The sequence below is a fragment of the Streptomyces sp. NPDC093510 genome (assembly GCF_040683555.1).
GTDB lineage: Bacteria > Actinomycetota > Actinomycetes > Streptomycetales > Streptomycetaceae > Streptomyces.
On the sequence record NZ_JBFBEE010000017.1, the window covers coordinates 183,514 to 204,973 of the forward strand.

General features: G+C 68.4%; 29 protein-coding genes. 26 read left to right on the top strand and 3 right to left on the bottom strand.

What is annotated here, in order from left to right; translation table 11 throughout:
- Positions 1-115: 115 nt before the first annotated feature.
- The 20 genes from rplN (at position 116) to truA (ending at position 11,856) form a co-directional block, all read left to right on the top strand.
- Positions 116-484 carry a 50S ribosomal protein L14 gene (gene rplN / locus AB0N81_RS27200; RefSeq protein ID WP_003974257.1) on the top strand — a complete coding sequence of 123 codons (369 nt, stop codon included), beginning with the start codon at positions 116-118 and terminating at the stop codon, positions 482-484.
- A gap of 2 nt (positions 485-486) precedes the next feature.
- The gene (rplX, locus tag AB0N81_RS27205; protein WP_016645174.1) at positions 487-810 is read left to right on the top strand and encodes a 50S ribosomal protein L24; all 324 of its coding nucleotides are present in this window, start codon (positions 487-489) and stop codon (positions 808-810) included.
- Entirely contained in the window at positions 810-1,367 is a 558-nt protein-coding gene (gene rplE / locus AB0N81_RS27210; protein WP_362994433.1) for a 50S ribosomal protein L5, read from the top strand. Before rplX ends, rplE begins: the two co-directional genes overlap by 1 nt.
- Before the next feature lie 5 nt (positions 1,368-1,372).
- Positions 1,373-1,558 (top strand): type Z 30S ribosomal protein S14, encoded by a 186-nt coding sequence (locus tag AB0N81_RS27215; protein WP_003956452.1) that lies wholly within the window; start codon positions 1,373-1,375, stop codon positions 1,556-1,558.
- A 211-nt stretch (positions 1,559-1,769) separates the two neighbouring features.
- Positions 1,770-2,168: a 30S ribosomal protein S8 gene (rpsH, locus tag AB0N81_RS27220; protein WP_018528360.1), complete on the top strand. Its 399-nt coding sequence runs from the start codon at positions 1,770-1,772 to the stop codon at positions 2,166-2,168.
- Between the two features lie 21 nt (positions 2,169-2,189).
- A complete protein-coding gene (gene rplF / locus AB0N81_RS27225; protein WP_362363444.1) occupies positions 2,190-2,729 on the top strand; it encodes a 50S ribosomal protein L6 in 540 nt (179 codons plus the stop codon).
- A gap of 3 nt (positions 2,730-2,732) precedes the next feature.
- On the top strand, positions 2,733-3,116 hold the full coding sequence (gene rplR, locus AB0N81_RS27230) for a 50S ribosomal protein L18 (RefSeq protein WP_127912613.1): 384 nt from the start codon (positions 2,733-2,735) through the stop codon (positions 3,114-3,116).
- Between the two features lie 41 nt (positions 3,117-3,157).
- Positions 3,158-3,766 carry a 30S ribosomal protein S5 gene (gene rpsE, locus AB0N81_RS27235; RefSeq protein WP_127912612.1) on the top strand — a complete coding sequence of 203 codons (609 nt, stop codon included), beginning with the start codon at positions 3,158-3,160 and terminating at the stop codon, positions 3,764-3,766.
- On the top strand, positions 3,766-3,948 hold the full coding sequence (gene rpmD / locus AB0N81_RS27240; protein WP_005481207.1) for a 50S ribosomal protein L30: 183 nt from the start codon (positions 3,766-3,768) through the stop codon (positions 3,946-3,948). Before rpsE ends, rpmD begins: the two co-directional genes overlap by 1 nt.
- 1 nt (position 3,949) lies before the next feature.
- Positions 3,950-4,405, top strand: coding sequence for a 50S ribosomal protein L15 (gene rplO, locus AB0N81_RS27245; RefSeq protein ID WP_062775150.1), 456 nt, complete (start codon positions 3,950-3,952; stop codon positions 4,403-4,405).
- 226 nt (positions 4,406-4,631) lie between these two features.
- Positions 4,632-5,945 carry a preprotein translocase subunit SecY gene (gene secY, locus AB0N81_RS27250; protein ID WP_365362715.1) on the top strand — a complete coding sequence of 438 codons (1,314 nt, stop codon included), beginning with the start codon at positions 4,632-4,634 and terminating at the stop codon, positions 5,943-5,945.
- Positions 5,945-6,598 (top strand): adenylate kinase, encoded by a 654-nt coding sequence (locus AB0N81_RS27255; protein WP_365362717.1) that lies wholly within the window; start codon positions 5,945-5,947, stop codon positions 6,596-6,598. Before secY ends, AB0N81_RS27255 begins: the two co-directional genes overlap by 1 nt.
- A 116-nt stretch (positions 6,599-6,714) precedes the next feature.
- On the top strand, positions 6,715-7,551 hold the full coding sequence (gene map, locus AB0N81_RS27260) for a type I methionyl aminopeptidase (protein ID WP_365362719.1): 837 nt from the start codon (positions 6,715-6,717) through the stop codon (positions 7,549-7,551).
- A 161-nt stretch (positions 7,552-7,712) separates the two neighbouring features.
- Positions 7,713-7,934 carry a translation initiation factor IF-1 gene (infA, locus tag AB0N81_RS27265; RefSeq protein WP_003948620.1) on the top strand — a complete coding sequence of 74 codons (222 nt, stop codon included), beginning with the start codon at positions 7,713-7,715 and terminating at the stop codon, positions 7,932-7,934.
- A 58-nt stretch (positions 7,935-7,992) separates the two neighbouring features.
- Positions 7,993-8,106 carry a 50S ribosomal protein L36 gene (gene rpmJ / locus AB0N81_RS27270; RefSeq protein WP_003948619.1) on the top strand — a complete coding sequence of 38 codons (114 nt, stop codon included), beginning with the start codon at positions 7,993-7,995 and terminating at the stop codon, positions 8,104-8,106.
- A 190-nt stretch (positions 8,107-8,296) separates the two neighbouring features.
- On the top strand, positions 8,297-8,677 hold the full coding sequence (rpsM, locus tag AB0N81_RS27275) for a 30S ribosomal protein S13 (RefSeq protein WP_030782528.1): 381 nt from the start codon (positions 8,297-8,299) through the stop codon (positions 8,675-8,677).
- A 65-nt stretch (positions 8,678-8,742) separates the two neighbouring features.
- Positions 8,743-9,147: a 30S ribosomal protein S11 gene (gene rpsK, locus AB0N81_RS27280; protein WP_003948617.1), complete on the top strand. Its 405-nt coding sequence runs from the start codon at positions 8,743-8,745 to the stop codon at positions 9,145-9,147.
- A 117-nt stretch (positions 9,148-9,264) separates the two neighbouring features.
- Positions 9,265-10,287, top strand: a complete 1,023-nt coding sequence (locus tag AB0N81_RS27285; protein ID WP_016645160.1) for a DNA-directed RNA polymerase subunit alpha — start codon at positions 9,265-9,267, stop codon at positions 10,285-10,287.
- A 135-nt stretch (positions 10,288-10,422) separates the two neighbouring features.
- On the top strand, positions 10,423-10,920 hold the full coding sequence (gene rplQ / locus AB0N81_RS27290) for a 50S ribosomal protein L17 (RefSeq protein WP_365362722.1): 498 nt from the start codon (positions 10,423-10,425) through the stop codon (positions 10,918-10,920).
- Positions 10,921-11,001: 81 nt separating this feature from the next.
- Positions 11,002-11,856, top strand: a complete 855-nt coding sequence (gene truA / locus AB0N81_RS27295) for a tRNA pseudouridine(38-40) synthase TruA (RefSeq protein WP_365362724.1) — start codon at positions 11,002-11,004, stop codon at positions 11,854-11,856.
- Positions 11,857-11,883: 27 nt separating this feature from the next.
- Here truA and AB0N81_RS27300 read toward each other — a convergent pair whose 3' ends face one another.
- The gene (locus tag AB0N81_RS27300; RefSeq protein WP_365362726.1) at positions 11,884-12,750 is read right to left on the bottom strand and encodes a hypothetical protein; all 867 of its coding nucleotides are present in this window, start codon (positions 12,748-12,750) and stop codon (positions 11,884-11,886) included.
- A 74-nt stretch (positions 12,751-12,824) separates the two neighbouring features.
- Between AB0N81_RS27300 and AB0N81_RS27305 the strand changes: the two genes are divergently transcribed.
- From AB0N81_RS27305 to glmM, 4 genes are all read left to right on the top strand, one after another.
- Complete coding sequence (locus AB0N81_RS27305) at positions 12,825-14,045, top strand: glycosyltransferase family 87 protein (RefSeq protein WP_365362728.1); 1,221 nt, start codon at positions 12,825-12,827, stop codon at positions 14,043-14,045.
- Between the two features lie 341 nt (positions 14,046-14,386).
- Positions 14,387-14,830, top strand: coding sequence for a 50S ribosomal protein L13 (gene rplM, locus AB0N81_RS27310; protein WP_030782512.1), 444 nt, complete (start codon positions 14,387-14,389; stop codon positions 14,828-14,830).
- Between the two features lie 42 nt (positions 14,831-14,872).
- Positions 14,873-15,394: a 30S ribosomal protein S9 gene (gene rpsI, locus AB0N81_RS27315; RefSeq protein ID WP_362994451.1), complete on the top strand. Its 522-nt coding sequence runs from the start codon at positions 14,873-14,875 to the stop codon at positions 15,392-15,394.
- Positions 15,395-15,551: 157 nt separating this feature from the next.
- On the top strand, positions 15,552-16,919 hold the full coding sequence (glmM, locus tag AB0N81_RS27320) for a phosphoglucosamine mutase (RefSeq protein WP_365362731.1): 1,368 nt from the start codon (positions 15,552-15,554) through the stop codon (positions 16,917-16,919).
- Here the strand turns inward: glmM and AB0N81_RS27325 are convergent.
- A complete protein-coding gene (locus AB0N81_RS27325) occupies positions 16,916-17,899 on the bottom strand; it encodes a DUF389 domain-containing protein (RefSeq protein ID WP_365362733.1) in 984 nt (327 codons plus the stop codon). The genes glmM and AB0N81_RS27325 overlap by 4 nt on opposite strands.
- Positions 17,900-17,978: 79 nt before the next feature.
- Entirely contained in the window at positions 17,979-18,959 is a 981-nt protein-coding gene (gene coaA / locus AB0N81_RS27330) for a type I pantothenate kinase (protein ID WP_365362789.1), read from the bottom strand.
- Between the two features lie 117 nt (positions 18,960-19,076).
- Here coaA and AB0N81_RS27335 point away from each other — a divergent pair, with 117 nt between their 5' ends.
- On the top strand, positions 19,077-19,445 hold the full coding sequence (locus AB0N81_RS27335; protein ID WP_365362735.1) for a holo-ACP synthase: 369 nt from the start codon (positions 19,077-19,079) through the stop codon (positions 19,443-19,445).
- Between the two features lie 419 nt (positions 19,446-19,864).
- A complete protein-coding gene (locus AB0N81_RS27340; RefSeq protein ID WP_365362737.1) occupies positions 19,865-21,358 on the top strand; it encodes an NAD(P)H-hydrate dehydratase in 1,494 nt (497 codons plus the stop codon).
- Positions 21,359-21,460 lie beyond the last annotated feature (102 nt).

Sequence of the window (21,460 nt, forward strand, 5' to 3'; positions counted from 1 at the left end):
GGATTCCAACAAGTACAGCTCGGAGGGGCACCCCCCTCGGAGTTCGTTCCGCCAGGCTCCCGGGGCAGTTCGCTGAACTGCCCCGGGGGAACCGGCAGACAAACAGGAGATAGACGTGATCCAGCAGGAGTCGCGACTTCGCGTCGCCGACAACACGGGTGCGAAGGAAATTCTCACCATTCGTGTTCTCGGTGGCTCGGGTCGCCGCTACGCGGGTATCGGTGACGTCATCGTCGCCACCGTCAAGGACGCGATCCCCGGTGGCAACGTGAAGAAGGGTGACGTCGTCAAGGCGGTCATCGTTCGCACCGTCAAGGAGCGCCGCCGTCCGGACGGCTCGTACATCCGCTTCGACGAGAACGCCGCCGTCATTCTGAAGAACGACGGCGACCCTCGCGGCACCCGTATCTTCGGCCCCGTCGGCCGTGAGCTGCGCGAGAAGAAGTTCATGAAGATCATCTCGCTCGCGCCGGAGGTGCTGTAAGCATGAAGATCAAGAAGGGCGACCTGGTCCAGGTCATCACCGGTAAGGACAAGGGCAAGCAGGGCAAGGTCATTGCCGCTTACCCGCGCGACGAGCGCGTCCTGGTCGAGGGTGTCAACCGGGTCAAGAAGCACACGAAGGCCGGCCCGACCGCCAGCGGCTCGCAGGCCGGTGGCATCGTGACGACCGAGGCCCCCGTCCACGTCTCCAACGTCCAGCTGGTCGTGGAGAAGGACGGCAACAAGGTCGTCACGCGCGTCGGTTACCGCTTCGACGACGAGGGCAACAAGATCCGCGTTGCCAAGCGGACGGGTGAGGACATCTGATGACGACCACCACCACTCCGCGTCTCAAGACGAAGTACCGCGACGAGATCAAGGACAAGCTGCGTGAGGAGTTCTCGTACGAGAACGTCATGCAGATCCCCGGCCTGGTCAAGATCGTGGTCAACATGGGTGTCGGCGACGCCGCCCGTGACTCGAAGCTGATCGACGGTGCCATCCGCGACCTCACCACGATCACCGGCCAGAAGCCGGCCGTGACGAAGGCCCGGAAGTCCATCGCGCAGTTCAAGCTTCGCGAGGGCCAGCCGATCGGCTGCCACGTCACGCTCCGTGGCGACCGCATGTGGGAGTTCCTGGACCGCACCCTGTCGCTCGCGCTGCCGCGCATCCGCGACTTCCGTGGTCTGTCCCCCAAGCAGTTCGACGGCCGTGGCAACTACACCTTCGGTCTCACGGAGCAGGTCATGTTCCACGAGATCGACCAGGACAAGATCGACCGCGTCCGGGGTATGGACATCACCGTGGTCACCACGGCGACCAACGACGCTGAGGGCCGTGCGCTCCTTCGTCACCTCGGCTTCCCGTTCAAGGAGGCGTAAGCGAGATGGCGAAGAAGGCTCTGATTGCCAAGGCTGCTCGTAAGCCCAAGTTCGGTGTGCGTGCGTACACCCGCTGCCAGCGCTGCGGCCGTCCGCACTCCGTCTACCGTAAGTTCGGCCTCTGCCGCGTGTGCCTTCGTGAGATGGCTCACCGTGGCGAGCTGCCGGGCGTGACCAAGAGCTCCTGGTAGTCCCCGCTTTTTAGGGACTCCTGGATCTCTCGGTAAGTAAAGGGTTGGCAGCCGCCCTCCTCCGTATGGCTTAGGCTAGGAGGGTTGGGCGTCTGCCGCCCTGACCGACTTACTACGCCGTAGGTCCCCGCGCCGCACCCGTCCTGCCTCTGAGTGGGGAGAGGGATGGCGCAGATAGGAAACCCCGGCGAGAGAGGCCGAAGGCCAATTCATGACCATGACTGATCCGATCGCGGACATGCTGACTCGTCTGCGTAACGCGAACTCGGCGTACCACGACACCGTGGCTATGCCGCACAGCAAGATCAAGTCTCACATCGCGGAGATCCTCCAGCAGGAGGGCTTCATCACGGGCTGGAAGGTCGAGGACGCCGAGGTTGGCAAGAACCTCGTTCTCGAGCTGAAGTTCGGCCCGAACCGTGAGCGCTCCATCGCGGGCATCAAGCGGATCTCCAAGCCCGGTCTCCGGGTTTACGCGAAGTCCACCAACCTGCCGAAGGTCCTCGGCGGCCTCGGCGTGGCGATCATCTCCACGTCGCACGGTCTCCTGACCGGACAGCAGGCAGGCAAGAAGGGCGTAGGTGGGGAAGTCCTCGCCTACGTCTGGTAGTCGGGAACGGAGGAATAGCTAATGTCGCGTATTGGCAAGCTCCCCATCACGGTTCCCGCCGGCGTGGACGTCACCATCGACGGCCGTACGGTCGCGGTGAAGGGCCCCAAGGGTTCCCTCTCGCACACCGTTGTCGCGCCGATCGAGATCGCTAAGGACGAGGACGGCGTTCTGAACGTCACCCGTCCGAACGACGAGCGTCAGAACAAGGCCCTGCACGGCCTGTCCCGCACGCTGGTGGCGAACATGATCACCGGCGTGACCCAGGGTTACGTGAAGAAGCTCGAAATCAGCGGTGTCGGTTACCGCGTCCTCGCGAAGGGCTCCAACCTGGAGTTCTCGCTGGGCTACAGCCACCCGATCCTGGTCGAGGCCCCCGAGGGCATCACCTTCAAGGTGGAGTCCGCGACCCGTTTCTCGGTCGAGGGCATCGACAAGCAGAAGGTCGGCGAGGTTGCGGCCAACATCCGCAAGCTGCGCAAGCCCGACCCGTACAAGGCCAAGGGCGTCAAGTACGAAGGCGAAGTCATCCGCCGCAAGGTCGGAAAGGCGGGTAAGTAAGCCATGGCATACGGTGTCAAGATTGCTAAGGGCGACGCTTACAAGCGTGCTGCCATCAAGCGTCGTCACATCCGCATCCGTAAGCACATCTCGGGTACGGCTGAGCGTCCGCGCCTGGTCGTGACGCGCTCCAACCGCCACATCGTGGCCCAGGTCATCGACGACATCAAGGGTCACACCCTTGCGTCGGCCTCGACCCTGGACAGCACGATCCGCGGCGCCGAGGGCGACAAGTCCGCGGCCGCCAAGTCGGTCGGCGCCCTGGTCGCCGAGCGCGCCAAGGCCGCCGGTGTCGAGACTGTCGTGTTCGACCGTGGTGGTAACCAGTACGCCGGGCGCATCGCCGCCCTGGCGGACGCCGCCCGCGAAGCCGGACTCAAGTTCTGAGTCGGTTCCGTAGCTAGCGGAAACAGAGAGAGGTAATTCCAATGGCTGGACCCCAGCGCCGCGGTGGCGGTGCCGGTGGCGGCGAGCGGCGGGACCGGAAGGGTCGCGACGGTGGCAACGCCGCCGCCGAGAAGACCGCGTACGTTGAGCGCGTCGTCGCGATCAACCGCGTCGCCAAGGTTGTGAAGGGTGGTCGTCGCTTCAGCTTCACTGCGCTCGTCGTAGTGGGCGACGGTGACGGCACCGTGGGTGTCGGTTACGGCAAGGCCAAGGAGGTGCCGGCGGCCATCGCCAAGGGTGTTGAGGAGGCCAAGAAGCACTTCTTCAAGGTCCCCCGTATCCAGGGCACCATCCCGCACCCGATCACGGGCGAGAAGGCCGCGGGCGTCGTCCTGCTCAAGCCTGCTTCCCCCGGTACCGGTGTTATCGCCGGTGGCCCGGTGCGTGCCGTGCTCGAGTGCGCCGGCGTTCACGACATCCTGTCGAAGTCGCTCGGTTCGTCGAACGCGATCAACATCGTGCACGCGACCGTGGCGGCCCTCAAGGGTCTGCAGCGTCCCGAGGAGATCGCGGCTCGCCGTGGTCTGCCCCTCGAGGACGTCGCTCCCGCGGCTCTGCTGCGGGCGCGTGCCGGGGCTGGTGCTGCGTAATGGCACAGCTCAAGATCACGCAGACGAAGTCGTACATCGGCAGCAAGCAGAACCACCGCGACACCCTGCGCTCCCTTGGTCTCAAGGGCATCAACACGCAGGTCGTCAAGGAGGACCGCCCCGAGTTCCGCGGAATGGTGCACACCGTCCGCCACCTCGTGACGGTTGAGGAGGTCGACTGACATGGCGGAGCAGAACCCGCTGAAGGTCCACAACCTCCGGCCCGCCCCGGGCGCCAAGACCGCCAAGACCCGTGTGGGTCGTGGTGAGGCGTCCAAGGGTAAGACCGCTGGTCGTGGTACCAAGGGCACCAAGGCCCGTTACCAGGTTCCGGAGCGCTTCGAGGGTGGCCAGATGCCCCTCCACATGCGTCTCCCGAAGCTCAAGGGCTTCAAGAACCCGTTCAAGACCGAGTTCCAGGTCGTGAACCTCGACAAGCTGAGCGCGCTGTACCCGGAGGGTGGCGAGGTCACCGTCGAGGGTCTCGTCGCCAAGGGTGCCGTTCGCAAGAACAGCCTCGTCAAGGTCCTCGGCCAGGGTGAGCTCACCGTGGCGCTGCAGGTGACGGTCGACGCCGTCTCCGGCTCCGCCAAGGAGAAGATCACCGCCGCGGGCGGTACTGTCACCGAGCTCGTCTGATTTTCCCTCAGACGTGTCGATGACATGAGCGATTCCCAGCCGGGGATGCCCCACAAAAGGGGCATCCCCGGTTGGTCGTTCCAAGGGGGGCACGGTCGCCGGTAAGGTGGCGTGCACTGTCTAAGCTCCGTGCGGTCTGCCCGCACGGTTTTCTTGACTGATATGTATTCGTCGAACCTCAGACCACCACCTCTGGCGCACGCGCGCGGGGGTCGCAGGAGGCACCGTGCTCACCGCGTTCGCCCGGGCGTTCAAGACGCCCGACCTGCGCAAGAAGCTGCTCTTCACGCTCGGCATCATCGTGATCTACCGGGTGGGTACGCATGTGCCGATCCCCGGTATCGACTACAAGAACGTCCAGACCTGCATCGATAACGCCAATGCGAACCAGGGTCTGTTCGGTCTGGTCAACATGATGAGCGGTGGCGCGCTGCTGCAGATCACGATCTTCGCGCTCGGCATCATGCCGTACATCACGGCGAGCATCATTCTGCAGCTGCTGACCGTGGTGATCCCGCGGCTCGAAGCCCTCAAGAAGGAGGGTCAGGCCGGTACAGCGAAGATCACGCAGTACACGCGCTATCTGACCATCGCGCTCGCGATCCTTCAGGGCACGGGTCTGGTGGCCACCGCCCGCACCGGCTCCCTCTTCCAGGGCTGCCCGGTCGCCAGCGAGATCGTGCCCGACCAGTCGATCTTCGTCACCATGACCATGGTCATCACGATGACCGCCGGTACGGCCTGTGTCATGTGGCTCGGTGAGCTCATCACCGACCGCGGCATCGGCAACGGCATGTCGATCCTGATGTTCATCTCGATCGCCGCGACCTTCCCGAGCGCCCTGTGGGCCATCAAGGAGCAGGGCGACCTGGCCGACGGCTGGATCGAGTTCGGCACGGTCATCGCGGTGGGTCTCGTCATGGTCGGCCTGGTGGTCTTCGTCGAGCAGGCGCAGCGGCGCATCCCCGTCCAGTACGCGAAGCGCATGATCGGCCGCAGGTCCTACGGCGGTACGTCGACGTACATCCCGCTGAAGGTCAACCAGGCGGGCATCATCCCTGTGATCTTTGCCTCGTCGCTGCTCTACATTCCGGCGCTGGTCGCCCAGTTCGCGGGTGGCAACTCGGGATGGAAGCAGTGGATCGACGCAAACCTGACCAAGGGTGACCACCCGATTTACATCGCCACGTACTTCATCCTGATCGTCTTCTTCGCCTTCTTCTACGTCGCGATCTCCTTCAACCCCGAGGAAGTCGCCGACAACATGAAGAAGTATGGTGGCTTCATCCCGGGCATCCGGGCTGGCCGTCCGACCGCTGAGTACCTGAGCTACGTACTCAACCGGATCACCTGGCCGGGTTCGCTGTACCTGGGTCTGATCGCTCTTGTGCCGACGATGGCGTTGGTGGGCTTCCAGGCGAACCAGAACTTCCCGTTCGGCGGGACGAGCATCCTCATCATCGTGGGTGTGGGTCTGGAAACCGTGAAGCAGATCGAGAGCCAGCTCCAGCAGCGCAATTACGAAGGGTTCCTCCGCTGATGCGAATCGTCCTCGTCGGGCCGCCCGGTGCGGGCAAGGGAACGCAGGCCGCGTTCCTCGCCAAGAACCTGTCGATCCCGCACATCTCCACGGGCGACCTCTTCCGCGCCAACATCAGCCAGGGCACGGATCTCGGCAAGCAGGCGAAGGCGTACATGGACGCCGGAAACCTCGTGCCCGACGAGGTGACCATCGGCATGGCGAAGGACCGGATGGCGAAGCCGGACGCCGAGAACGGCTTCCTGCTCGACGGGTTCCCGCGCAATGTGTCGCAGGCGGAGGCGCTGGACGTGGCGCTCAAGGCCGACGACGTGAAGCTCGACGCCGTCCTGGACCTGGAGGTCCCGGAGGACGAGGTCGTCAAGCGGATCGCGGGCCGGCGGATCTGCCGCAAGGACTCCAGCCACGTCTTCCACGTGACGTACTCGCAGCCGAAGCAGGAAGGCGTCTGTGACGTCTGCGGCGGCGAGCTCTACCAGCGCGAGGACGACAGCGAGGACACTGTCCGCAAGCGCCTTGAGGTCTACCACACGCAGACCGAGCCGATCATCGACTACTACCGGACCCAGGGTCTGGTCGTGACGATCTCGGCGCTCGGCAAGGTGGACGAGGTCACCGAGCGCGCGATGGACGCGCTCAAGGGCGACAAGTAGCCAGTACGCTGTTTCGGCCGCGGTGCCCCTAGGGGGACCGCGGCCGTACTGTTGTGTACGTAGTCGGTTCGCGTACGGAGCCGGTTGTCGGACGGATGACGGAGAGCGGAAGCCCCATGGTGCAGATCAAGACCCCCGAGCAGATCGCGAAGATGCGTGAGGCGGGCCTTGTCGTCGCCGCCATCCACGCCGCGACGCGTGAGGCCGCGGTGCCCGGCGCGACCACGAAGGATCTGGACGACGTCGCCCGCAAGGTGATCGCCGAGCACGGCGCGAAGTCGAACTTCCTCGGGTACGGCGGGTTCCCCGCGACGATCTGCACGTCCGTGAACGAGGTCGTCGTGCACGGCATCCCCGACGACAAGACCGTCCTGAAGGACGGCGACATCATCTCCATCGACGCGGGCGCGATCATCGACGGCTGGCACGGTGACGCGGCCTACACCGCGTTCGTGGGCGCCGGTCACGCTCCGGAGCTCGTCGAGCTCTCCCGGGTGACCGAGGAATCGATGTGGGCCGGCATCGCGGCCATGAAGCAGGGGAACCGGCTCGTCGACATCTCCCGTGCCGTCGAGACGTACATCCGCCGGCAGCCGAAGCCGGGCGGCGGCAAGTACGGGATCGTCGAGGACTACGGCGGGCACGGCATCGGCACCGAGATGCACATGGACCCCCACCTCCTGAACTACGTCGAGCGCCGTCGCGGCAAGGGCCCCAAGCTGGTTCCCGGCTTCTGCCTCGCCATCGAGCCCATGGTCTCCCTCGGCACTCCCCGCACGGAGGTCCTGGAGGACGACTGGACGGTCATCACGACGGACGGCACGTGGTCCTCGCACTGGGAGCACTCGGTCGCCCTCACGGAGGCGGGCCCGCTCGTCCTGACGGCCCCGGACTGCGGCCGTGAGCGTCTTGCGGCGTACGGGGTGACTCCGGCGCCGGACCCGCTGGGCTGAGGGGTCCCCCTCGTTGCTTAAGGATCTACGTCATGGGGCAGACTTTCTCGATTCGTCTTTCCGAGTGCACTGACGTAGACTGACGCGTCGGCTCTCGTGCATCCGTGTGTCTGCATACGGAGCATGAAGTCGATCAAGGTAGTCGATTCGAAGGGCGAAGCGTGGCCAAGAAGCAAGGTGCCATCGAGATCGAAGGCACTGTCGTCGAGTCTCTTCCGAACGCCATGTTCAAGGTGGAGCTCCAGAACGGCCACCAGGTCCTGGCACACATCAGCGGCAAGATGCGCATGCACTACATCCGCATCCTCCCTGACGACCGGGTCGTGGTGGAGCTGTCTCCGTACGACCTGACGCGTGGCCGGATCGTCTACCGGTACAAGTAGATCTTGCCCGCATCCCGCTCGCGCGGGGTGGTGGCACTGACCCGGAGAACCTCACCCAATGAAGGTCAAGCCGAGCGTCAAGAAGATCTGCGACAAGTGCAGGGTGATCCGCCGTCACGGCCGGGTCATGATCATCTGCGACAACCCGCGCCACAAGCAGCGCCAGGGCTGACGCACGACTGCAGTTCGCAGATTTTCGCGCGACGCAAGTAAGTAGATACGCAGGACCCGTCCCTCTTCAGTTCCATTCAGGTAATGGAGGGCGACACCCTCGGTCGGAGGCCGGGGACCCAGGATGTACCTAGTACGGCACCTGGGAGTGGTTCTGCTGAAGACCTCCGAAGAATCAACAGGAGCCATGAATGGCACGCGTTGAAGGCGTTGACCTCCCGCGCGAAAAGCGCATCGAGGTCGCCCTCACCTACGTGTTCGGCATCGGCCGCACGCTGGCCCAGCAGACGCTGGACGCCACCGAGGTGGACCGCAACACCCGCGTTCGCGACCTGACCGAGGAAGACCTCGTCAAGATCCGCGAGTACGTGGACGCGAACATCAAGACCGAGGGTGACCTGCGTCGCGAGATCCAGGCCGACATCCGTCGCAAGGTCGAGATCGGCTGCTACCAGGGTCTGCGCCACCGTCGTGGCCTGCCCGTCCGCGGTCAGCGCACCAGCACGAACGCCCGCACCCGCAAGGGCCCGCGTCGCGCCATCGCCGGTAAGAAGAAGCCGGGCAAGAAGTAGTCCTCGCTCAGCGGTCTATCGACAGCTGACGCTGCAGGACCGACCACCTCCCGTAGGAGTTATAGATGCCCCCCAAGGGTCGTCAGGGCGCTGCCAAGAAGGTGCGCCGCAAGGAAAAGAAGAACGTTGCCCACGGGCACGCTCACATCAAGAGCACGTTCAACAACACGATCGTGTCCATCACGGACCCGACCGGCAACGTGATCTCGTGGGCCTCCGCCGGCCACGTCGGCTTCAAGGGCTCGCGCAAGTCCACGCCGTTCGCCGCGCAGATGGCTGCCGAGTCGGCTGCCCGTCGCGCGCAGGAGCACGGCATGCGCAAGGTCGACGTCTTCGTCAAGGGCCCGGGTTCCGGTCGCGAGACCGCCATCCGTTCGCTCCAGGCGACCGGCCTCGAGGTCGGCTCGATCCAGGACGTGACGCCCACGCCGCACAACGGCTGCCGTCCGCCCAAGCGCCGCCGCGTCTGACGCAGGCTGCTTGATCTGAGGGTTCGGGCGGTACGGCTCTTCGGAGGCGTATCGCCCGTACCCTTGTCATGAATCAGGGCATCAAATAGTGGGTGCCCCTGACTGAAGGATTCCTTCATGCTTATTGCACAGCGCCCGTCGCTGACCGAAGAGGTCGTCGACGAGTTCCGCTCGCGGTTCGTCATCGAGCCGCTGGAGCCGGGCTTCGGTTACACCCTCGGCAACTCCCTCCGCCGGACTCTTCTCTCCTCGATCCCGGGTGCGGCGGTCACGTCGATCCGTATCGACGGTGTCCTGCACGAGTTCACCACCGTGCCGGGTGTCAAGGAAGACGTCACCGACCTCATCCTCAACATCAAGCAGCTGGTCGTCTCCTCGGAGCACGACGAGCCCGTCGTGATGTACCTGCGCAAGCAGGGTCCGGGTCTGGTCACCGCCGCCGACATCGCGCCCCCGGCCGGTGTCGAGGTGCACAACCCCGACCTCGTTCTCGCCACGCTCAACGGCAAGGGCAAGCTGGAGATGGAGCTGACCGTCGAGCGCGGTCGCGGCTACGTCTCCGCCGTCCAGAACAAGCAGGTGGGCCAGGAGATCGGTCGTATTCCGGTCGACTCCATCTACTCGCCGGTGCTCAAGGTCACGTACAAGGTCGAGGCGACCCGTGTCGAGCAGCGCACCGACTTCGACAAGCTGATCGTCGACGTCGAGACCAAGCAGGCCATGCGTCCGCGTGACGCCATGGCGTCGGCCGGCAAGACCCTGGTCGAGCTGTTCGGTCTGGCGCGCGAGCTCAACATCGACGCCGAGGGCATCGACATGGGCCCGTCCCCGACGGACGCCGCCCTTGCCGCCGATCTCGCCCTGCCGATCGAGGAGCTCGAGCTCACCGTTCGGTCGTACAACTGCCTCAAGCGCGAAGGCATCCACTCGGTGGGCGAGCTCGTCGCCCGCTCCGAGGCGGACCTGCTCGACATCCGCAACTTCGGTGCGAAGTCGATCGACGAGGTCAAGATGAAGCTCAACGGCATGGGTCTCGCGCTCAAGGACTCGCCTCCCGGCTTCGACCCGACCGCCGCCGCGGACGCCTTCGGCGCGGATGACGATGCCGACGCGGGCTTCGTCGAGACCGAGCAGTACTAAGAGCTCGGGGCTGGCCGTTTGATTTTGGCTGCGCGTGCGTTGTGGTTGCTCGCGCAGTTCCCCGCGCCCCTATCGGGGCGCGGCCACTGACCCCGGTACCTGATACGGCCGGGGCAGACATCAAGGAGAAACACCATGCCGAAGCCCACCAAGGGTGCCCGTCTGGGCGGCAGCGCCGCGCACGAGAAGCTTCTGCTGGCGAACCTCGCCAAGCAGCTCTTCGAGCACGGCCGGATCACGACGACCGAGGCCAAGGCCCGTCGTCTGCGTCCGTACGCGGAGCGTCTGGTCACCAAGGCGAAGAAGGGTGACCTTCACAACCGCCGCCAGGTGCTGTCCGTCATCACCGACAAGAGCATCGTGCACACGCTCTTCACGGAGATCGGCCCGCGCTACGAGAACCGCCCGGGTGGCTACACCCGTATCACCAAGATCGGTAACCGTCGTGGCGACAACGCGCCCATGGCGATCATCGAGCTGGTGGAGGCCCTGACCGTGGCCCAGGAGGCCACCGGTGAGGCCGAGGCGGCCACGAAGCGTGCCGTCAAGGAAGACGCCCTCAAGAAGGACGACGCGCCCGTCGAGGACGCGAAGCCGGCTGAGGACGCTGCCGAGGAGTCCAAGGACGCCTGAGGCTCTGCCTTGCTGTGAGCGGGTCCGCCCTTCGGGGCGGGCCCGCTTTCGCGTGGTCGGCCTCCTGAGAGGATCTGTTCTGTGAGTGATGAAGTAGAGCCCGGGTTCGTGCGGGTGCGGCTGGACCTTTCGTACGACGGAAAAGACTTCTCCGGCTGGGCGAAGCAGCGGCAGGGGCAGCGGACCGTCCAGGGGGAGATCGAGTCCGCGCTGCGGACCGTGACGCGGTCGCAGGAGACGTACGAGCTGACGGTCGCGGGCCGGACCGACAGCGGCGTGCACGCGCGGGGGCAGGTCGCCCATGTCGATCTGCCCGAGGACGTGTGGGCCGAGCACAGCGACAAGCTGCTGCGGCGGCTCGCCGGGCGGCTGCCGCACGACGTGCGGGTGTGGAAGGTCGCCGAGGCCCCCGCCGGGTTCAACGCGCGGTTCGCGGCCGTGTGGCGGCGTTACGCCTACCGCGTGACCGATCACCCCGGCGGTGTCGACCCGCTGTTGCGCAGTCATGTGCTGTGGCACGACTGGGAGTTGGACCTCGACGCCATGAACGCCGCCGCCGAGCGGCTCATCGGGGAGCACGACTTCGCGGCCTACTGCAAGCGGCGTGAGGGCGCCACGACCATTCGTACGCTCCAGGAGCTGCGCTGGGAGCGGCGGCCGGACGGGATTCTCGAAGCGACCGTGCGGGCCGACGCGTTCTGCCACAACATGGTGCGCTCACTCGTCGGCGCCATGCTGTTCGTGGGGGACGGGCACCGGCCCGTGGAGTGGCCGGGGAAGGTGCTCGCGGCGGGTGTGCGGGACTCCGCCGTGCACGTCGTGCGGCCGCACGGGCTCACGCTCGAGGAGGTCGGCTATCCCGCCGACGACCTGCTCGCCGCGCGCAGCAAGGAGGCGCGCAACAAGCGGACGCTGCCCGGCGCCGGGTGTTGCTGAGCCCCGGCCGGGCCGCGGCCCCGCGTACTACTGCGGGGCGTTGGCGGCGGCCGATGCCTGGGCCTCGCCCCGCTGGTTGATGCGGTGGAAGGCGAAGCGGGCCAGGTCGTCGCCGACGCCGTAGGCCTTGCGGTCCGACGTGATCACGTTCTTGCCGCTGGTGTAGCCCGTGGTGGTGAAGTAGGCGTAGCGGCCGTAGGCGTTGTAGGTGCCGCGGCACACGCCCGTGCGGCAGAAGGAGGGCACGCCCTTGCCGGAGAGGGAATTGACGAGGCCCTTCTTCACCTGGTCCTTGACCTTCGCCGCGTCGGATGCGGTGTCGAAGACGGCGACGCCGACCGTGACCGCGATGCCGTCCCTGATGTAGCTGGCGCGGATCATGCGCGTGCAGTCGTGCTTGGCGAGGACGGAGCCGAGGGCGGGCTGGGTGACGGACGTGCACTGGGTGGTGCTGTCGGTCGGGCCCTTCTTGTAGACGCTCTCGCCCGCCCGCAGGGACTTGCCGGGGAAGAGGCCCTCGGGGGTGAGCGGCGCCTTGTCCTTCTTGGCGCTGGAGATGAAGTCCTTGGGGTCCGGCGGGGGCGGCGGTGTCGTCGCCTCGAACGACGGCTCGGGGTCCTTGCTCGCGCCGGGGATGTCCGCAGCCGTCGGCAGCTCGCTCGCGGGTTTGTTCGAGGCGGAGGTTTCGTCGCTGTTCGCGGAGACGACCGTGATGGCCACGGCGGCCGCGATGCCGACCGTGGCGAGCGCGCCGCCGCCGATCATCAGCCATTTGCGGCGCCGGGTGCGCGCCTCCGCGGCCTCGGCGAGCGCGGCCCAGTCGGGCGCGGGTCCACTGCCGGGTCCGCCCGTTCCCCCCGGACCCCACTGAGGTCCCCCTTGCCCAAAACTCATGGGGCGCATCTTAGACGGGCGGCCCGGGATGTTGAGCGGGGGTTGCGTGAGGCGCTGGGCCTAGCCTGAAGCGCATGAATACGGGCAAATCGGCGGTTAGTGAGTGGTTGCTGCGGCCGGCCGAGTGGCACGTCCGGTGCGTGCTCGCGGTGGTGCTGGTCGCCGCGGTGGTCCGCGTGGGGCTGCGGGTGCCGGACGGCGGGATGGACAACGCCATCGTGGTGCGGGCCGCCGAGGCGTGGCTCGACGGCCGGTCGCCCTACGCCGACCGGCACTTCCTCTATCTCCCCGGTGCCGTGCTCGCGGCGGCGCCGCAGGCGAGGCTGCCCGCGGACGTGGTGCGCTTCCTGGTGCCCGCGGGGGTGAGTGCCGGGCTCGTCGTCGGATGGGCGTGCGCCCTGCGGATCCACGGGGTGCCGTGGCGCAGCAGGTTCGCGGCGTACGGCCTCCTCGGGCTCGCCCTCGGGTTCGCGCCCTTCGGGCACCTCGTCCAGCTCGGCAACTGGACGGTGGGCTCCGCGGCCGCGCTGCCGCTCGCCCTGCTGCTGGTGTGCCGGGGCCGGTGGGTCGCGGCGGGGCTCGTCGTCGGGGTCGCCGTCGCCGTCAAGCCGCTGCTCGCGCCCGTCGTGCTCCTCTTCGTCCTGGCGTGCCGGTGGCGGGCGCTCGCGGTCGCGGTGGGCGTGCCCGCGCTGGTGTCGGTGGCCGCGGCGCTCGTCATGCCGGACCCCGCCGGGTTCTTCACGCGCACGCTGCCCTTCCTGTTGCGGGGCGAGGACACCTTCGTACGTCTCTATGAGGCGTCGCCCTCGGCGGTGCTCGCGCGGCTCGGGGTGCCGCAGACGGGCGCCACGCTCCTGTCCCTGTGTGCGGCCGGGGCCGGGGTGTGGTGTGCCTGGCGGCGGTGGCGGAGGGGGGACGAGGGGCCGGCGCGGATCGTGGAATGCGCCGTGATGCTGATGCTCTCGGCCTTCCTCGTCTCCCGTCCCTCGTACGACCACTACCTGCTCGTCGTGCTTCCGCTGCTGCTCGCGGGGGTGCCGGTGGCGGGGACGGCGGCCCGGAGCCCGTGGTTCTGGGTGGCGCTGGTGCCGCAGGTGCCGGGATTCGGCTGGCCGGGGCTCGAACCGGCGACGCGGCGGGCCTTCAAGGACGCGGTGACGTTGTGCCTGCTCGCGGGCACGGTCGGGTGGGCGTGCGTGCGGGGGGCGCGCGCCGGTGAGCCGGGAGAACACCGGGAGCCCGCGCTGCCGGGCGGTCCGCGGGCCGTGGCGGGGGAGGCGGCGCGGAGCAGGTGAGGCGGTGTGCGGTCGGCGCGGGGCGCGGGCGCGGGGTTCGGCGGGGTGTAGGGGGGCGCGTTACGCTGGAAAGCGCGGGCCCACCTGTGGTGGGGGAGTCGCCGGTGCCGGTCCCCTGGGCCGCGTTTTGACCGGTACGGGGCGGCGCAGGTACTCTCGGACATTGATACGTATTGGTGTCCTCGATCTCACGCGAAAGGGCCCTTACGTAGGTTCCCTGGAGCAGTTACCAGTGGCTCGCATACGGGCAGCGTCCCCGGCATTGTGAGCCCCAGCTGCATGATCGCTTCCTGGGTGCCGTGTGTCTGGACCCCATCCACTGAAGAAGCGAAGGCTACTAAGTGCGTACGTACAGCCCCAAGCCCGGCGATGTGACCCGCCAGTGGCACGTCATCGACGCCCGGGACATCGTCCTGGGTCGTCTGGCGACCACCGCTGCCACCCTCCTGCGTGGCAAGCACAAGCCGATCTACGCCCCCCACGTTGACACCGGTGACTTCGTCATCATCATCAACGCGGAGAAGGTGCACCTCTCCGGCAACAAGAAGACCCAGAAGATGGCGTACCGCCACTCCGGCTACCCGGGTGGTCTGCGTTCCGTCCGTTACGACGAGCTGCTCGAGAAGAGCCCCGAGAAGGCTGTCGAGAAGGCCGTCAAGGGCATGCTCCCCAAGAACACCCTGGGCCGTCAGATGCTCTCGAAGCTGAAGGTCTACGCGGGCGACCAGCACCCGCACGGCGCTCAGCAGCCGGTCCCGTTCGAGATCACCCAGGTCGCGCAGTAGTTCCGGCCACCCCCAAAGACGTAAAGAAATCTGAGGAGAATCGTGGCCGAGACCACCGTTGAGCAGCCGGTCGAAGAGACCGAGGGTGTCGACGTAGAGCAGTACACCACCGAGTCCGAGGCGCCCGTCGAGGGCGAGTACACCTCGGAGTCGAACGCGGCGCGCTTCGGCGACCCCCAGCCGGCCGCCGGCCTGGGCCGTCGCAAGAACGCCATCGCCCGCGTCCGGATCGTCCCGGGCACCGGCAAGTGGAAGGTCAACGGGCGCACGCTCGAGGACTACTTCCCGAACAAGGTCCACCAGCAGGAAGTCAACGAGCCCTTCAAGGTGCTCGAGCTCGACGGCCGCTACGACGTCATCGCCCGCATCTCGGGCGGCGGCGTCTCCGGTCAGGCCGGTGCGCTCCGTCTCGGTGTCGCCCGTGCGCTGAACGAGGCCGACGTCGACAACAACCGTGGCGCCCTCAAGAAGGCCGGTTACCTGAAGCGTGACGACCGTGCGGTCGAGCGCAAGAAGGCCGGTCTCAAGAAGGCCCGCAAGGCTCCGCAGTACAGCAAGCGCTAATCGCTGCCTGCTCGTACTTCTCGTTCGCCCCGGCGGCACTCACCGTGCTGCCGGGGCGTTCGTCTATCAGGAACCCCTGGGGGCCCGGAACTGTCTTGGTTTCTGGGACTCTCTTCCCAGGGGTTCATGGTTTTTCTGGAACGTTCGGAGGACAGCAGTGGGACGACTCTTCGGCACGGACGGCGTGCGTGGTGTCGCCAACGCGGATCTGACGGCCGAGCTCGCGCTCGGACTCTCCGTGGCAGCGGCGCACGTACTGGCCGAGGCGGGCACCTTTGAAGGCCATCGCCCGGTGGCGGTGGTCGGGCGTGACCCGCGCGCGTCCGGGGAGTTCCTGGAGGCCGCGGTGGTCGCGGGTCTCGCGAGCGCGGGCGTGGACGTCCTGCGCGTCGGTGTGCTGCCCACCCCCGCGGTGGCGCATCTCACCGGTGCGCTGGGCGCCGACCTCGGTGTGATGCTCTCCGCCAGCCACAACGCCATGCCCGACAACGGCATCAAGTTCTTCGCCCGCGGCGGCCACAAGCTCGCCGACGAGCTGGAGGACCGCATCGAGGCCCAGTACGACGAGCAGTTCGTGAGCCGCACCGGCACCCCCTGGCAGCGGCCCACCGGCGCGGCCGTCGGCCGTGTGAAGTCGTACGACCAGGGGCTCGACCAGTACGTCGCGCACCTCATCGGCGTCCTGCCGAACCGCCTCGACGGGCTGAAGATCGTCCTGGACGAGGCGCACGGCGCCGCCGCCCGCGTCTCGCCCGAGGCATTCGCCCGCGCCGGCGCCGAGGTCATCACGATCGGCGCCCAGCCCGACGGGCTCAACATCAACGACGGGTGCGGCTCCACCCACCTCGACCTGCTCAAGGCCGCCGTCGTCGAGCACAAGGCCGACTTCGGCGTCGCGCACGACGGGGACGCCGACCGCTGCCTCGCCGTGGACCACACGGGCGCCGAGATCGACGGGGACCAGATCCTCGCCGTCCTCGCCCTCGCCATGCGGGAGCACGGCACGCTGCGCCACGACACCGTTGTCGCCACGGTCATGTCCAACCTCGGCTTCAAGCTCGCCATGGAAGGCCAGGGGCTCTCCCTGGTGCAGACCGCCGTCGGCGACCGGTACGTCCTGGAGTCGATGAAGGAGCACGGCTTCGCCCTCGGCGGCGAACAGTCCGGGCACGTCATCGTCCTGGACCACGCCACGACCGGAGACGGCACGCTGACCGGCCTGCTGCTCGCCGCGCGGGTCGCCGAGACGGGACGGACCCTCGCGGACCTGGCGAGCGTCATGGAGCGGCTTCCGCAGGTCCTGATCAACGTGCCCGACGTCGACAAGTCGCGCGTGAAGACCTCCGCGGAGCTGTCCGCCGCCGTCACCGAGGCCGAGCGCGAGCTGGGCTCCACGGGGCGGGTGCTGCTGCGCCCCTCCGGCACGGAGCCGCTGGTGCGGGTCATGGTCGAGGCCGCCGACATCGAGCAGGCGCGGTCCGTGGCCGGCCGGCTCGCCGACGTGGTGAAGTCCGCGCTGGGCTAGGCGTGGGGTGAGTTGTTGGTGCGCTCGCGCCGTGTGGTGCGTTCGCGCCGTGCGGTGCGCTCGCGCTGTGTGGACCAGAGGAGTTTCTGGATCAGCAGCGTGAGCGTGCCGGCGAGGACGATGCCGAGCAGGTTCAGGAGGAGCTGCTCGGTGGAGCCCCAGGCCTGGTTGTACTCGCTGTAGCTGAAGGCGACCGCCGCGTTCGCCGCCGCGGGGACCGTCGTCACGGAGATCGCCACGCCGACCAGGGCGCCCGACTTCGCCGAGGTGAGCGAGAGCATGCCCGCGGCGCCCGCGAGGACCGCCACCACGAACGAGAACCAGTCGGGGCGGTAGATGAAGTTCGTGTTCGGGCGGTCCGACTTCAGAGCGTCGTGGGTGAACAGGTTCATCGCGTCCATGAAGTAGCTGAATCCGACCGTCACCACCATCGCCGCCGCGAAGCCCACGAGCAGGGCGACCAGGGAGCGCAGGGCCAGGCGGGGCGTGCGATGGGCCACGGCCGTGCAGACACCGGCCAGCGGACCGAACTCCGGGCCCACCGCCATCGCGCCCACGATCAGGATCGCGTTGTCCAGGACCACGCCGCAGGCCGCGAGCATCGTGGCGAGCGTGATGAACGCGACGTACGTGGCCGAGAGCGTGGACTCCTCGTGGGTCGCGTCGGCCAACTGCTCCCAGAGGACCGCGTCCGCGCCCTCGCCAGGAGCGGCGTCCGCCGCCCGGTCCGCGCGGTGCGAGAGCGACAGGTCGATGGTCTCCACCGCGATCGAACCCGACTCGTCGATGCCCAGCTCGCGCAGACCGCCGATCAGCTCGTCGCCCGCCTCGCGGGCCACGTCGCACATGACGACGTCGCCCGCCGGGTTGCGGGCCGCGCCCGGGAGCACCGCGAGGTGGGTGGTGCCGACCGTTCGCTCGATCAGGTGGACCACGTCGTCGGTTCTGTCGGGCGGGGTGATCAAGCGTAGGTGGAGCATGTGCGCAGGTTAGCGGGGCGGAGGGGGTGGAGGGGCCGGGGGCGGGGGTGGAGGAGCCGGGTTCGGGGTGCGGTGACTTCTAGAGCTTGCGCAGGCTCAGGCGCTGGACCTTGTGGTCCGGGCCCTTGCGGACGACGAGGGTGGCGCGGCTGCGGGTCGGGGCCACGTTCTCGACCAGGTTGAGCTTGTTGATCGTGCGCCAGGTCGTGCGGGCGTAGTCGAGAGCCTCCTCCTCCGACACCTGCGTGTACTTGCGGAAGTACGAGGACGGGTCCTGGAACGCCGTCTGGCGCAGCTTCTTGAAGCGGTTCAGGTACCAGCGCTCGATGTCGTCGGCGCGCGCGTCGACGTACACGCTGAAGTCGAAATAGTCCGCCAGGCCCACGCGGGTGCGGCCGTCCTTGCCGGGGAGGGCCGGCTGGAGGACGTTGATGCCCTCGACGATGAGGACGTCGGGGCGGCGGACCGTGAGGCGCTGGTCCGGGACGATGTCGTAGATCAGGTGGGAGTAGACGGGAGCCGTCACCTCGTCCTTGCCCGCCTTGATGTCCGCCACGAAACGGGTGAGGGCGCGGCGGTCGTACGACTCCGGGAAACCCTTGCGCGACATCAGACCGCGGGCTTCCAGCTCCTTGGTGGGCAGGAGGAAACCGTCCGTCGTGACCCGCTCCACACGGGGGTGCTCCGGCCAGCGGGACAGCAGGGCCTGGAGGAGGCGGGCGACGGTCGACTTGCCGACCGCGACGGAGCCGGCGACCCCTATGACGAAGGGGGTGCCGGACTGGGACCCCTTCTCGCCCAGGAAAGTGTTGAGGGCGCCGCGCAGGCCGTCCGTCGCGCCCACGTAGAGGTTGAGGAGGCGGGAGAGCGGCAGGTAGATGTCGCGGACCTCGTCCAGGTCGATGACGTCGCCGAGGCCGCGGAGCCGTTCCACCTCCTCCGCGGTCAGGGGGAGCGGCGTCTTCTCGCGAAGCGCGCTCCACTCGGAGCGGGTGAGGTCGAGGTAGGGAGTCGCCTCCGGCCTGGGCCGGTGGGCGCTCCGCGGTGCCGTCGGGGGCACAGAGACCGAAGAGATCACGGTCCATTGTTACGGCTGGTTGAACGGGATGGGGGGTCGGGTCGGGGGTGGGGTACGTCACCCGGGCCTCGTGCTGGGGGGTTGTGTCAGGCTGAGGCGGTGATTATCGGGGTTGGCATCGACGTTGCGGAGATCGAGCGGTTCGGGGCGGCGCTGGAGCGGACGCCCGGGATGGCGGAGCGGCTGTTCGTGGAGAGTGAGTTGCTGCTGCCGGGTGGCGAGCGGCGTGGGGTCGCTTCGCTGGCGGCGCGGTTCGCGGCGAAGGAGGCGTTGGCGAAGGCGCTGGGGGCGCCGGCGGGGCTTCGGTGGACGGATGCCGAGGTGTATGTGGAGTCGAGTGGGCAGCCGCGGGTGAGGGTGCGGGGGACTGTGGCTGAGCGGGCCTCTGTGTTGGGGGTTCGGGCTTGGCATGTGTCGCTGAGTCACGATGCGGGGGTTGCTTCGGCGGTGGTTGTGGCTGAGGGGTAGCGGGGGCGCCTTGGGCGGGTCTCGCCTTCCGCCCGTCTGTGGGGCGGGGCCGTGGGGGTATGTACGTACTCGCTATCCCTGCGTCGCGCCTCAAGTCCAAAGGCGCCAGAGTGTGCTCGGTGCTCCGTGCGCACATACCCCCACGTCCCCTCGGGCCGGTTGCGCGACTGCGGCCCGGTGGGGGCTGCCCCTGCTCCTACCTGGCAGCTGCGTCGCAGGGGTCGCCTGCTCCTACTCCCGCAGGACGTTGCGGGGCAAACGGGTGGGTGGGTGGGATACATCCGCCGCGAAGCGGCGGGCTCGTTGCCCCTACCCTGCCGGGGCGTCGCGGGGGCACCCCACCCACCCGCCCCTACTCCCGCGGGGCGCACGGGGGGTGTTGGGCGTGCGAGGGGAAGAGGACGGGGGAGACTGGGGGGATGCGGAGTGCGTATGGCGTGGAGAGTGTTCGGGCCGCGGAGCGGGTCGTCATGGCTCGGGGGCCCGAAGGTGTGCTGATGAAGCGGGCGGCGGCGGGCCTCGCCGCTGAGTGCGCGCAGGTGCTCGGCAAGGTGTACGGGGCGAGAGTCGTGCTGCTGGTGGGCAGCGGGGACAACGGGGGCGATGCCCTGTACGCCGGGGCCCGGCTCGCCCGTCGGGGCGCCGGGGTGAGCGCGGTGCTCCTCGATCCGGAGCGGGCCCATGCCGGTGGGCTCGCCGCTCTGCGGGGCGCCGGTGGCTCGGTGGTGGGTGCCGATGACCCTCGGGCCGAAGGGCTGGTTCGTGGGGCGCGGCTCGTGGTCGACGGGATCGTGGGCATCGGGGGGCGGGGCGGGCTGCGGGAGCGGGCCGCCGAGCTCGTCGCGGCCGCGCGGGGCGGGCTGGTTGTTGCCGTCGACGTGCCCAGTGGGGTGGACGCCGACACCGGTGAGGTGCGCGGGGAGGCGGTGCGCGCCGATGTGACCGTGACCTTCGGGGCGTACAAGCCGGGGCTGCTGGTCGATCCGGGGCGCGAGTACGCCGGTGTCGTGCGGCTCGTCGAGATCGGGCTGGAACTCGCGCCCGACGAAGTCGCAGTGGAAGCCCTGCAGTTCGCGGATGTGGCGCGGCTGCTGCCCACCCCCGGCGGCGAGAGCGACAAGTACCGGCGGGGGGTCGTGGGGATCGTCGCCGGGTCCGCGCGGTATCCCGGGGCCGCCGTGCTCGCCGTGGCGGGAGCGCTGCGCGCCGGCGCGGGCGCCGTGCGGTACGTGGGGCCCGCTGCCGACGCCGTCATCGCGCGGTTCCCCGAGGTGCTCGTGTCCGCCGGGCCGCCGTCGAAGGCCGGGCGCGTGCAGGCATGGGTCGTGGGGCCTGGGCTCGGGGACGACGGGGAGCGGCTGGGTGAGGTCCTCGCCGCCGATGTGCCCGTGCTGATCGACGCCGACGGGCTGCGGCTCGCCGGGGAGCGCGCGGTGCGGGAACGCGGTGCTCCCACGCTGCTCACCCCGCACGCCGGGGAGGCCGCCGCCCTGCTCGGCGTGGCCCGCGAGGAGGTCGAGGCGGGACGGCTCTCCGCCGTACGGGAGCTGGCGCGGCGGTATGGGGCGACAGCGCTGTTGAAGGGGTCCACGACCTTGGTCGCCTCGGAGACGGGGGCCGTGCGGGTCAATCCGACCGGGACGGCCTGGCTCGCCACCGCGGGCAGCGGCGACGTGCTGTCCGGGCTTGCCGGGTCCCTGCTGGCGGCCGGCCTCGACGCGCGGGACGCGGGGGCCGTCGGCGCGTACCTGCACGGTCTCGCCGGGCGGTACGCGGCGGACGGCGCGCCGGTGGGCGCCCAGGACGTGGCCGAGGCGATTCCCACCGCATGGCGGGAAGTCGGGAAGTCGGGGGGCGTGACGTCGGGACGTCGTGACGTCGGGACGTCGGGAGGGGCTCGTCTCGGTGGGTGATGGGTGACGGGTGATCGGTGATCGGTGCGTTGCGGGGGTGATCTCGGCGGGGCGGGGCGTTGGTCGATCCGGTGGGAGCGGGGCCGTGCGCGGGCTCTGAGA

Bases quoted from the DNA above. Each gene is read 5' to 3' on its own strand.
- AB0N81_RS27305 (WP_365362728.1), top strand. From the start codon at position 12,825: ATGAATACGGGCAAATCGGCGGTTAGTGAGTGGTTGCTGCGGCCGGCC.
- AB0N81_RS27215 (WP_003956452.1), top strand. From the start codon at position 1,373: ATGGCGAAGAAGGCTCTGATTGCCAAGGCTGCTCGTAAGCCCAAGTTC.
- rpsM (WP_030782528.1), top strand. From the start codon at position 8,297: ATGGCACGCGTTGAAGGCGTTGACCTCCCGCGCGAAAAGCGCATCGAG.
- rplF (WP_362363444.1), top strand. From the start codon at position 2,190: ATGTCGCGTATTGGCAAGCTCCCCATCACGGTTCCCGCCGGCGTGGAC.
- rplO (WP_062775150.1), top strand. From the start codon at position 3,950: ATGGCGGAGCAGAACCCGCTGAAGGTCCACAACCTCCGGCCCGCCCCG.
- AB0N81_RS27325 (WP_365362733.1), bottom strand. From the start codon at position 17,899: ATGCTCCACCTACGCTTGATCACCCCGCCCGACAGAACCGACGACGTG.
- AB0N81_RS27340 (WP_365362737.1), top strand. From the start codon at position 19,865: ATGCGGAGTGCGTATGGCGTGGAGAGTGTTCGGGCCGCGGAGCGGGTC.
- rplQ (WP_365362722.1), top strand. From the start codon at position 10,423: ATGCCGAAGCCCACCAAGGGTGCCCGTCTGGGCGGCAGCGCCGCGCAC.
- map (WP_365362719.1), top strand. From the start codon at position 6,715: ATGGTGCAGATCAAGACCCCCGAGCAGATCGCGAAGATGCGTGAGGCG.
- rpmD (WP_005481207.1), top strand. From the start codon at position 3,766: ATGGCACAGCTCAAGATCACGCAGACGAAGTCGTACATCGGCAGCAAG.
- AB0N81_RS27285 (WP_016645160.1), top strand. From the start codon at position 9,265: ATGCTTATTGCACAGCGCCCGTCGCTGACCGAAGAGGTCGTCGACGAG.
- rpsH (WP_018528360.1), top strand. From the start codon at position 1,770: ATGACCATGACTGATCCGATCGCGGACATGCTGACTCGTCTGCGTAAC.
- rplR (WP_127912613.1), top strand. From the start codon at position 2,733: ATGGCATACGGTGTCAAGATTGCTAAGGGCGACGCTTACAAGCGTGCT.
- AB0N81_RS27255 (WP_365362717.1), top strand. From the start codon at position 5,945: ATGCGAATCGTCCTCGTCGGGCCGCCCGGTGCGGGCAAGGGAACGCAG.
- rpmJ (WP_003948619.1), top strand. From the start codon at position 7,993: ATGAAGGTCAAGCCGAGCGTCAAGAAGATCTGCGACAAGTGCAGGGTG.
- rpsK (WP_003948617.1), top strand. From the start codon at position 8,743: ATGCCCCCCAAGGGTCGTCAGGGCGCTGCCAAGAAGGTGCGCCGCAAG.
- rpsE (WP_127912612.1), top strand. From the start codon at position 3,158: ATGGCTGGACCCCAGCGCCGCGGTGGCGGTGCCGGTGGCGGCGAGCGG.
- rplX (WP_016645174.1), top strand. From the start codon at position 487: ATGAAGATCAAGAAGGGCGACCTGGTCCAGGTCATCACCGGTAAGGAC.
- AB0N81_RS27300 (WP_365362726.1), bottom strand. From the start codon at position 12,750: ATGAGTTTTGGGCAAGGGGGACCTCAGTGGGGTCCGGGGGGAACGGGC.
- rplE (WP_362994433.1), top strand. From the start codon at position 810: ATGACGACCACCACCACTCCGCGTCTCAAGACGAAGTACCGCGACGAG.